The organism is Prevotella sp. P6B4 (assembly GCF_000619985.1).
GTDB lineage: Bacteria > Bacteroidota > Bacteroidia > Bacteroidales > Bacteroidaceae > Prevotella.
Genome location: NZ_JHVE01000036.1, coordinates 1 through 10,067 on the forward strand (window position 1 = coordinate 1; position 10,067 = coordinate 10,067).

The 10,067-nt window shown below is 50.6% G+C and carries 11 protein-coding genes; 8 read left to right on the plus strand and 3 right to left on the minus strand.

What is annotated here, in order from left to right; translation table 11 throughout:
• Positions 1–319: 319 nt before the first annotated feature.
• Positions 320–1,192 (minus strand): glucose-1-phosphate thymidylyltransferase RfbA, encoded by an 873-nt coding sequence (gene rfbA, locus T491_RS0115025; RefSeq protein WP_028904608.1) that lies wholly within the window; start codon positions 1,190–1,192, stop codon positions 320–322.
• 117 nt (positions 1,193–1,309) lie between these two features.
• Here rfbA and T491_RS0115030 point away from each other — a divergent pair, with 117 nt between their 5' ends.
• The 4 genes from T491_RS0115030 to rny all read left to right on the plus strand — a co-directional run bounded on the left by T491_RS0115030 (position 1,310) and on the right by rny (position 4,207).
• Positions 1,310–1,927 (plus strand): hypothetical protein, encoded by a 618-nt coding sequence (locus T491_RS0115030; RefSeq protein WP_028904609.1) that lies wholly within the window; start codon positions 1,310–1,312, stop codon positions 1,925–1,927.
• A 93-nt stretch (positions 1,928–2,020) separates the two neighbouring features.
• Positions 2,021–2,323, plus strand: a complete 303-nt coding sequence (locus T491_RS0115035) for a hypothetical protein (protein ID WP_028904610.1) — start codon at positions 2,021–2,023, stop codon at positions 2,321–2,323.
• 12 nt (positions 2,324–2,335) lie between these two features.
• The gene (locus T491_RS0115040) at positions 2,336–2,635 is read left to right on the plus strand and encodes a cell division protein ZapA (protein WP_028904611.1); all 300 of its coding nucleotides are present in this window, start codon (positions 2,336–2,338) and stop codon (positions 2,633–2,635) included.
• 30 nt (positions 2,636–2,665) lie between these two features.
• Positions 2,666–4,207, plus strand: coding sequence for a ribonuclease Y (gene rny / locus T491_RS0115045; RefSeq protein WP_033148036.1), 1,542 nt, complete (start codon positions 2,666–2,668; stop codon positions 4,205–4,207).
• A gap of 6 nt (positions 4,208–4,213) precedes the next feature.
• Here the strand turns inward: rny and T491_RS0115050 are convergent, their stop codons facing one another.
• Complete coding sequence (locus T491_RS0115050; RefSeq protein WP_028904613.1) at positions 4,214–4,936, minus strand: YjjG family noncanonical pyrimidine nucleotidase; 723 nt, start codon at positions 4,934–4,936, stop codon at positions 4,214–4,216.
• Positions 4,937–5,020: 84 nt separating this feature from the next.
• Here T491_RS0115050 and T491_RS16765 point away from each other — a divergent pair, with 84 nt between their 5' ends.
• From T491_RS16765 to T491_RS18155, 3 genes are all read left to right on the plus strand, one after another.
• On the plus strand, positions 5,021–6,340 hold the full coding sequence (locus T491_RS16765; RefSeq protein ID WP_033148038.1) for a hypothetical protein: 1,320 nt from the start codon (positions 5,021–5,023) through the stop codon (positions 6,338–6,340).
• The gene (locus T491_RS0115060) at positions 6,337–7,626 is read left to right on the plus strand and encodes a histidine-type phosphatase (protein ID WP_028904614.1); all 1,290 of its coding nucleotides are present in this window, start codon (positions 6,337–6,339) and stop codon (positions 7,624–7,626) included. The genes T491_RS16765 and T491_RS0115060 overlap by 4 nt, the downstream gene beginning before the upstream one ends.
• A gap of 340 nt (positions 7,627–7,966) precedes the next feature.
• Positions 7,967–8,029, plus strand: coding sequence for a smalltalk protein (locus tag T491_RS18155; RefSeq protein ID WP_255327042.1), 63 nt, complete (start codon positions 7,967–7,969; stop codon positions 8,027–8,029).
• A gap of 209 nt (positions 8,030–8,238) precedes the next feature.
• Here the strand turns inward: T491_RS18155 and gap are convergent, their stop codons facing one another.
• A complete protein-coding gene (gene gap / locus T491_RS0115065) occupies positions 8,239–9,264 on the minus strand; it encodes a type I glyceraldehyde-3-phosphate dehydrogenase (RefSeq protein WP_027451058.1) in 1,026 nt (341 codons plus the stop codon).
• A gap of 289 nt (positions 9,265–9,553) precedes the next feature.
• Here gap and mscL point away from each other — a divergent pair, with 289 nt between their 5' ends.
• A complete protein-coding gene (mscL, locus tag T491_RS0115070; RefSeq protein WP_028904615.1) occupies positions 9,554–9,940 on the plus strand; it encodes a large conductance mechanosensitive channel protein MscL in 387 nt (128 codons plus the stop codon).
• Positions 9,941–10,067 lie beyond the last annotated feature (127 nt).

Below are 10,067 nucleotides of genomic sequence, written 5' to 3' on the forward strand. Positions count from 1 at the left end.
GTCTATGGCTACAACAGGGCAGAATCATATGGCCTGTACTCCATGCAAATGCAAGGAGCTATCACCATTTTTGCCGCAAATATCAAGAGAATCCTCAAACTAATCTGAGCAAAGAATATATTTCTCAAAAAAAGCTCTTTAAGAAGCCGTATAAACCTCATCTGGGGGTATTACTGACCACAAACTGAAAATTGAAAAAAGCAGATTGCCAATCCGTATGTAACGGCTATATGCAATCTGCTTTTAATAAAAATCAAGGTTGCCCCCTCAAATGGAGGGCTTTTTCAGTGCCCTCATTACTTGCGGGATTCTTTTTTTCTTATTTCACGAGACTCAGCAGATATTTGCCATATTCGTTCTTGGCCATCGGCTTAGCCACTTCTTCCAGCTTTTCTTTACTGATCCAACCGCGCTTAAAGGCTATTTCCTCTAAGCACGCCACCTTCAGTCCCTGACGCTTCTCAATCACCTCAATAAAGGTCGAAGCCTCCGACAGCGAGTCGTGCGTACCAGTGTCAAGCCATGCAAAGCCGCGCTGCAGGGTCTGCACCTTCAGCTTCTTGGCTGCCAGATATTCCTGATTAACCGTGGTAATCTCCAGTTCGCCACGAGCCGACGGTTTGATATGCTTGGCAATATCCACCACGCTGTTGGGGTAGAAATACAAGCCTACCACCGCATAGTTCGACTTGGGGTTGGCGGGTTTCTCCTCAATGCTCAGGCAGTTGCCCTCGGCATCAAACTCAGCCACACCATAGCGCTCAGGATCGTTTACATAATAGCCGAACACGGTAGCCTGTCCGCGCTTCTCGGCATTCTCCACACTCTCCTTCAGCAGTCCGGTGAATCCCGATCCGTAGAAGATGTTGTCGCCCAGAACCAGACAAGCGCAATCGTCGCCTATAAACTTCTCGCCGATGATGAAGGCCTGGGCCAGTCCGTCGGGCGATGGCTGCTCAGCATACTCAAAACGCACGCCATAATCCGATCCGTCACCCAGCAGTCTTTTGAATCCTGACAGATCGTGGGGCGTTGATATGATCAGTATCTCACGGATGCCAGCCAGCATCAGCGCCGAAATAGGATAATAGATCATCGGTTTGTCGAAAATAGGTATCAATTGTTTACTGATTCCTTTAGTGATGGGGTAAAGGCGAGTGCCTGAACCGCCTGCCAAAACAATTCCTTTCATAATTCGCAATTATTTATAATTTTGGTGCAAAGATAAGGATTTTTATGCACGAATTGCCATAATTATCAAAAAAATCATTACCTTTGCAGACGATTTTTGATTATAAAACAAGATTTTATGGGATTTTGGAATAAATTATTTGGAAATAAGGACGAACAGAAGGTAGGCGGCATGGAGGATTTCATGACCCTGATCCGCGTTTACTTCCAGGCAGCCATGGCAGCCGACCTTGGCATTACCAACCTGGCCGCCCTGCCCGACCTGCGTGTGTTTAAGACCACACTCAAGGTAGCTACCGTTAATAATAAGTTAGGTGTCGGCGAGCGCACACGTTGTAAAAAGATGCTCAAGGAGATGTATGGCATGGACGACGATTTCTTCAAGGAGATTGACGCGAGCCTGCGCAAGCGTTGCAAGAAAATACAGGATGCGCAGACCTATCTGCTTCAGTTCCAAGGCTTTACTCAGGACATCATGATGCTTACAGGCAACCTGATGAAGTTCAAGCTCCGCCTGCCCGGCTTCATGAAGAAGGCTCTCTACACCATGACCGAGAAGACCGTGAACGACATTTTCAACAAGAACGACTTCAGCGACCCCTCAGTACTGAAGAGCGTGGTAGCCGTTCGTGAGTACAACCGCCGTTTAGGATTCTCTCAGAAGTGGATTACCGACTTTGTTTACAAAGTGGTGATGCTGGCCAAGAAGGAGCCCAAGCCCGCAGAAGAGAAATAAAGGGGTGAAAAGATTAAAGTTTCTTAAAAGACAGAGATAAGTCTATTCTTTAAGAGATAAATTATATAACTTTGTACACCAAATAGTTATATCATGACTGCAAACGAAGAGACCATAGTGGCGTTCGAGACGCGCGTACGACAAATGATTTACCACTTCAAGGAACTGAAGGCGGAGAATCAGGCATTGCTTGCGCAGATTGAGCAGGGAAAGCAGGACATCGAAGCCCTGCAGGCCAAACTGACTCAGGCAGACAATGATTATAATTCGCTGAAGATGGCCAAGATGATGCAGATTACCGACGGCGATCTCGAGAGCGCGAAAGCCCGCGTTCAAAAGATGATCAAGAACGTCAACAAGTGCATAGCCATTCTAAGCGACGAACAAGAAAAATAAAACAGGTGCCCCATGACAGAAGTGAATAGCGAGAGACTACATATCAGGTTGCACGTTTACGATGAAGAAATCGAGGTAACCATCAAGCGTTCCGACGAGGAGTATTATCGTAAGGCAGCCAAGCTCATTACCGACCGTTATAACGCCTATTCTCAGGCTTATAAAGGCAAGAAAGGCGAGCATACGATAGCGCTCATGACGCTCATCGACATTGCCTTGATGTACCAGCGTGAGCGCGGCAAGAACGACACTGATCCCTACAATACTATTCTCACTAAGTTGACTTCTGAAATAGAGGAGGCACTTAAGTGAGAATATCATTTTTAATAACATAGATTTTATATGGATATCATTTTTGTACTACTGATCGCCGCAGGCGCCCTCGCACTTGGAGGAGTCTGTGGATATCTTGTTTTCCGCTACGTTCTGAAGGGAAAATACAATGAAATGATTGACACAGCCACCAAGCAGGCCGATGTCATCAAAGAGAAGAAACTGCTCGAGGTGAAGGAGAAATTCATCAATAAGAAGAGCGAGTTGGAGAAGGAAGTGCAGCAGCGCAACCAGCACATCCAGCAGAGTGAGAACAAACTGAAGCAGCGCGAGATTTCGCTCAACCAGCGCCAGGAAGAACTGGGTCGCCGTAAGAACGAGCTCGACAACATGCAGCAGCGCATCGACAATGAGAAGAAACTGCTCTCTGTCAAGGCCGAGGAGCTCGAGAAGATGCAGCTCAAGGAGCGCGAGAAGCTTGAGGAAGTATCAGGTCTGAGCGCCGAAGAAGCTAAGAACCGCCTGGTAGAGTCGATGAAGGACGAGGCTAAGACTGCCGCTGCCAGCTACATCAACGAGATTATGGACGAGGCTAAGCTCAACGCCAATGCCCAGGCCAAGAAGATAGTCATCCAGACCATCCAGCGCGTAGCTACAGAGACCGCTATCGAAAACTCTGTGAGCGTGTTCCACATTGAGAACGACGAGGTAAAGGGTCGCATCATCGGCCGCGAGGGTCGTAACATCCGCGCTCTTGAGGCCGCTGCAGGTGTTGAAATCGTAGTTGATGATACCCCCGAGGCTATCGTTATCTCAGGTTTCGATCCCGTACGCCGTGAGGTTTGCCGCCTGGCACTCCACCAGCTGGTAAGCGATGGTCGTATCCACCCAGCCCGTATCGAGGAAGTGGTAGCCAAGGTGAAGAAGCAGCTCGACAACGAGATCATCGAGACAGGTAAGCGCACTGCTATCGACCTGGGTGTACACGGTCTGCACCCCGAGCTCATCCGCATCATCGGTAAGATGAAGTACCGCTCTTCATACGGACAGAACCTGCTGCAGCATGCCCGCGAAACAGCCAACCTCTGTGCCGTTATGGCCAGCGAGCTGGGCTTGAACCCCAAGAAGGCCAAGCGTGCCGGACTGCTGCACGATATTGGTAAGGTGCCCGATGAGGAGAGCGAGTTGCCACACGCTATCTACGGTGCCAAGATTGCCGAGAAGTACAAGGAGAAACCCGATATCTGCAATGCCATCGGTGCTCACCACGACGAGATAGAGATGCAGACCCTGCTGGCTCCTATCGTACAGGTGTGCGACGCCATCTCAGGCGCCCGTCCAGGTGCCCGCCGCGAGATTGTAGAGGCCTACATCAAGCGTCTGAACGACCTTGAGGCCATCGCCATGAGCTATCCCGGCGTTACCAAGACCTACGCCATCCAGGCAGGTCGCGAGCTCCGTGTGATTGTAGGTGCCGATAAGATGAACGATGCCGAGAGCGAGGCTCTCAGCACCGATATCGCTACCAAGATTCAGAACGAGATGACCTATCCTGGTCAGGTGAAGATCACGGTGATCCGTGAGACCCGTTCGGTAGCTTACGCTAAATAAGCATGATTAGAGTATCTGCTTGATGTCAAGCAGACTGGAAACCAGATAAGTGGGGGCCTGCGGGTTCCCACTTTTTATGTCGTACTGCCAACGGTTGAAGAGCAGCGTGTCGATGCCAGCCGCCATGGCACCCTGTATGTCGGTAGCCATATTGTCGCCTATCATCAGCGTGGTCTCGGGCTTGGCGCCCGTCTGTGCGAAGGCGTAATCGAAGAACGCCTGCGAGGGCTTGTTGGCACCCGCATCCTCGCTCAGCACAATGGTATCAAAATAGTCGCGCAGTCCGCAGGCAGCCAGTTTTTTATACTGCACCTCGTGGAATCCGTTGCTGGTCATATGCATGCGGTAGCCCTGCTGTCGCAGATAGTCCATCAGGCGGTGTGCGCCCTCAACGGTGCCTGGCTTCGAGCTGCAGAAGTCGAGAAAACGGTCGCTCATCTCCAGGCACAACTGCTCTGTCACCTCCAGTCCCAGCCCCACACTCAGCGGTCGGCGGAATCGCTCCACTATCAGATAGTCGCGCGTAATCTCCCCCTTCGAGTAGCGGCTCCACAGGTCGATATTCGCCTCCCAGTAGGTATCGTAAAACAATTGCGGGTCGCTGAAGAAGCGCCCCAATCCAAAAGCCTCAAACGTCTCGCCGAGAGCTATCACGGCATTGCCATGAGTATCGTATAGCGTATCGTCGAAATCTACGAACAAGTCATGATATACTTTTTTCTTTTCCATAACGGGCGCAAAGTTAATAAAAAATTTGGTTGTTTCACGAAAAAAACGTATTTTTGCAAGCAAAAATCAAACCGATTCATCAGGATGAAGCCTAAACTCATCATCATCGCATTGTTAACGATGGCTACAGGTAGCGCACAGGCGCAGTCGGTAGTCAAGGAACTGCAGGAAGATGTGAACCGTGCAGCAGGCATGTTCTATGCCCGTCAGGCAGGCAAGATGCCGAAGGACACCCCCGCCCCAGGCGGTAAGAAGCCCTTCTACATCAACCACTATGGTTGTCCGGGCTCGTACTATCTCGACAAGAACGAGTATTACACCGACACCTACGCCACGCTGGCCAAGGCCGACAGTTTAGGCAAGCTCACCAAGCTGGGACAGGATGTGCTGCGCAGGATAGCTCTGCTGAAAGCCGATGCCTACCACCGTAGCGGCGAGCTTACGGCCCGCGGCGCCCAGCAGAGTCGCGACCTGGTGAAACAGATGGTCCAGCGGTTCCCCGACATCTTCATTCCCCAAGGCTACTTCAGCGTGCGGAGCATCGTTGAGAACCGTTGCATCATGACCATGGAGGAGGGCTTGCTGCAGCTCTCGGCCATGAAGCAGCCCATCGTAGCGCGCAGCAAAGCCTCGATGCAGGAGGTGCGGTTTATGAATCCCACCGACAAGGAGCTGATAGCACAGCGCGTCGATTCGCTCACCCGCATAAACTACGACCGCTTCTACACCCTGAATTCGAACGACGGCCGCCTCATGACGTCGCTCTTCAACGATCAGAGCTACGTGCTGAACCATATAGATGCCGCCAAACTCAGCCGCCAGCTGTTCCTCCTGGCAGGCAATGTGCAGAACAGCGAGCTGGCAGGCACCATGACCCTGTGGGACATCTTCACTCCTGAAGAGATACACCAGCACTGGCGCAAGCAGAACGCCTGGCACTATATCAACTATGGCGGCTGCACGCTCAACGGCGGCTATCAGCCCTATCTGCAGCGTTCCGTGCTCCGCAATATGATACACATGGGCGACAGCGTGCTGAAACGCTACACCCCACTCATGCACCTGCGCTACACCCATGCCAATGTGGTGATGAGTCTGGCCTGCCTGATGGACCTCAACGGCTGTAACCTGCACACCGAGAATCTCGACTCGCTCGAGGCCTACGGCTGGGTCAACTACCGCATCGCCCCCTTAGGCGGCACCATCGAGATGATACACTACCGCGCCGATCACGACGACCCCGATGTGCTGGTCAAGGTGCTGCTCAACGGCCAGGAGGCCACGCTGCCCATTGAAACCGACTGCGCCCCCTACTACCACTGGCAGGACGTGAAGCGCTACTATCTGCGCAAGCTGTATCGCTACGAGAACCGTAGGTTTAACTTTAAGACCCGAGGAAGATGAGACACCTGATAACCATCCTGTTCGCCCTGTATTGTTCACTGCTGACAGCCCCTGCACAGTCGGTGAAAGAAATCATCAGGCAGCGCCCATCGTATGCCTCGTGCAACTACGACACCTACCCCGACTCTATCCAGACCACGCTCACACCAGCCCCCGCTGGCAAGAAGCCCTTCTACATATCCCATTACGGTCGCCACGGCTCGCGCTATATCAGCAACCGCAACGGCTACGACACGCCCTACATCATGATGCTACATGCCGACAGCCTCGACGAGCTCACTGTCGAAGGCCGCCGCGTGCTCCACGAGATGAACTCGATCATGCGCGACACCGAGGACCGCTGGGGCGAGCTTACCGGCTATGGCAAGCGACAGATGCAGGACATCGGCCGCCGCATGGCACAACGTTTTCCCGAGGTGTTCCGTCCAGGCGCCCACGTCACAGCCATCAGCACCGTTGTGCCCCGTTGTATCGAGTCCATGGGCTCGGCATGCATGGAGATGCTGCAGGTGTGCCCCAAGCTAAAGGTCAGCATGCAGGCATCGCAGCGCACCCAGTGGTACATGAACTACCAAGACCGCAAGCTGCGCAGCAACTATATGACCCCCGAGGCGCAGAAGGCCTACAATGCCTATATCGCCACCCGCATGGGCAACACCCGCTTGATGGAGCTCATCTTCAAGAACCCCGACATCGTCAAGGAGTTTGTCGATGAAGAGTACTTCAACTATTACCTGATGAAGATGAGCCTGTTTCAGCTCAACACCAACTATAACCGCAACACCAACCTGATCAGCCTGTTTAATACCGACGATATCTACCGCATGTGGCAGATCGACAATGTGCTGTGGTATATCCAGCATGGTGCCTGTAAGCTCAACGGCGGCCGCCAGCCCTACACGCAGCGCCACCTGTTGCGCCAGATGATAGCTGATGCCGACAGCTGCATCAAGCTGCCCGATCCCGGTGCCCAGCTGCGTTTCGGCCACGAAACGGTGCTGCTGCCACTGGTATGCCTGATAGGTGTTAACGGCTACGACCTCGCGACCGACAATCTCGACGACCTCGAGGCACGCGGCTGGTGGAGCAGTAGTATCTTCCCCATGGGCTGCAACCTGCAGTTCATCTTCTACCGCAGCAGTCCCAAGGACAAGGACGTGCTCTTCAAGGTGCTGCTCAACGAAGTAGAGGCCACGCTGCCCATCAAGACAGACTGTGCCCCCTACTACCATTGGACCGACTTCCGCCAGTATTGCCTCGACAAGCTGGCCGCCTACAAGCCATGATGGCTTGTTTTACTACGCTTGTATAAGCCTCACCTTTCTACGATTATCCTTAGGTCGCACCGCAAAGTGCAGCCAGACGTCGCCGTTGATGATGATTCGACCATCCTATAGTATAAGAGCTGATAGTGTTATACTATAGGGGCGTTAGTATGATACTAAAGGGCTGTTAGTGTTATACTACAGCACCGTTAGTGTCATACCATAGGGGGAAGATGGGGAAGATGTTTTCTATATAATATTAAAATTAAATACCTAAATCACTTGCATTGACGATTGAGAGATTTAGGTATTTCTTTCGCATATTCCTATATATATATCTTCCCCATCTTCCCCCCAAAAAATAGCATCTATCGCAACAGCAATCGTAACAGCACTGGGAGCTACCTCGTGTATGGGGTATTAGAGCGACGTACATCAAAAAAGGGAAATAGGGGTTCGTATAGAAACGAGCCCCTATTCTGTTATCCTGAGAAAAAAAGAGTGTGTGAACAATCAGCTTACACGCAGACAGAGCATGGTCAGGTCGTCGTTTGGATCGGCCTCGCCACGATGGTTAAAAAAAAGCCACCCGAAGAAAATCGAGTGGCTTGAAATTATATGCTTGGAGCAATATTATTTCAGCTCAGCGAGGTACTTGATAGTACGAACCATCTGAGAAGTGTAAGAGTTCTCATTGTCGTACCAAGAAACAACCTGTACGAGTGAGTTACCATCCTCCATCTTGCTTACCATGGTCTGGTTAGCGTCGAAGAGTGAACCGAACTTCATACCGATGATATCGCTTGAAACGAGCTTCTCCTCAGTGTAACCGAATGACTCGTTCTGAGCAGCCTTCATGGCAGCGTTGATGCTCTCAACAGTTACATCACCCTTAACAACAGCGTGCAGGATAGTGGTAGAACCTGTTGGAGTTGGAACGCGCTGAGCAGCACCGATCAGCTTACCGTTCAGCTCAGGAATTACGAGACCGATAGCCTTAGCAGCACCAGTTGAGTTAGGAACGATGTTCTGAGCACCAGCACGAGCACGCTGAACATCACCCTTGCGCTGAGGACCGTCGAGGATCATCTGGTCACCTGTGTAAGCGTGAACAGTTGTCATGATACCGCTCTGGATTGGAGCCAGGTCGTTCAGAGCCTTGGTCATAGGAGCCAAGCAGTTTGTGGTACAAGAAGCAGCGCTGATAACAGTGTCAGCAGGAGTCAGAGTCTTGTGGTTTACATTGTAAACGATAGTAGGCAGATCGTTACCAGCAGGAGCTGAGATAACAACCTTCTTAGCACCAGCAGTCAGGTGAGCAGAAGCCTTCTCCTTAGATGTGTAGAAACCTGTGCACTCCAGAACAACGTCTACATCCAGCTTACCCCAAGGGAGCTCAGCAGCGTTAGGAATAGCATAGATAGTGATCTTCTTACCATCAACTACGATGAAGTCCTCACCAGCCTCTACAGTGTGCTTGTTCTCACCGAACTTGCCGCAGAAACCACCCTGAGCGGTATCGTACTTCAGCAGGTGAGCCAGCATCTTAGGACTTGTCAAGTCGTTGATTGCTACTACTTCATAACCTTCAGCCTCGAACATCTGACGGAATGCGAGACGACCAATACGGCCAAAACCGTTAATTGCTACTTTTGTCATTTTACTAAATTATTTAAATGGGTTATACCTATATTATTACTAACTTTTTTATCTAAAAAATGAAATTTTTTCTGATTTCGGATGCAAAGTTACAAAATTATTCCTATATTTGCACCATCAATCACTAAAAAATAAAGTAAAAAGTAAAAAGCCAAAAGTGAAAAGTATTAAAATCAACGGTCGAAAACCAATGATTGCAAAATACAGATTACAATTCTAACATTGAACTTTGAACTTGGAACTTTGAACTTGGAACATTAACATATTAAACTTTAAAACGTAAAAGCTTATGGGATTTATTAAAGAATTCAAAGAGTTTGCCGTGAAGGGCAATGTGATGGACATGGCAGTCGGTGTGATCATCGGCGGCGCGTTTGGTAAAATCGTCACCTCGCTGGTTAACGATGTGCTCATGCCTCTTATCGGCATCGTAACGGGTGGTATCGACTTCACTGGCCTCAAAGCCACCATCGGCGAGGCTAACATCACCTACGGACAGTTTATACAGAACGTGATCGACTTCCTGATCGTGGCCTTCTGTATCTTCCTGATGCTGAAGGGTATCAACAAGCTGAACCGCAAGAAGGAAGAGCCTGCTCCTGAGCCCGAAGCACCTAAGGGACCCACGCAGGAAGAGCTGCTGGCCGAGATACGCGACCTCTTGAAGAACAAATAAATACACATAAAAAAAAGCCTCGCCCAAACAGGGAGGGCACTGAAAAAGCCCTCCATTTGAGGGGGCAACCTTGATTTTTATTAAAAGCAGATTGCATATAGCCGTTACATACGGATTGGCAATCTGC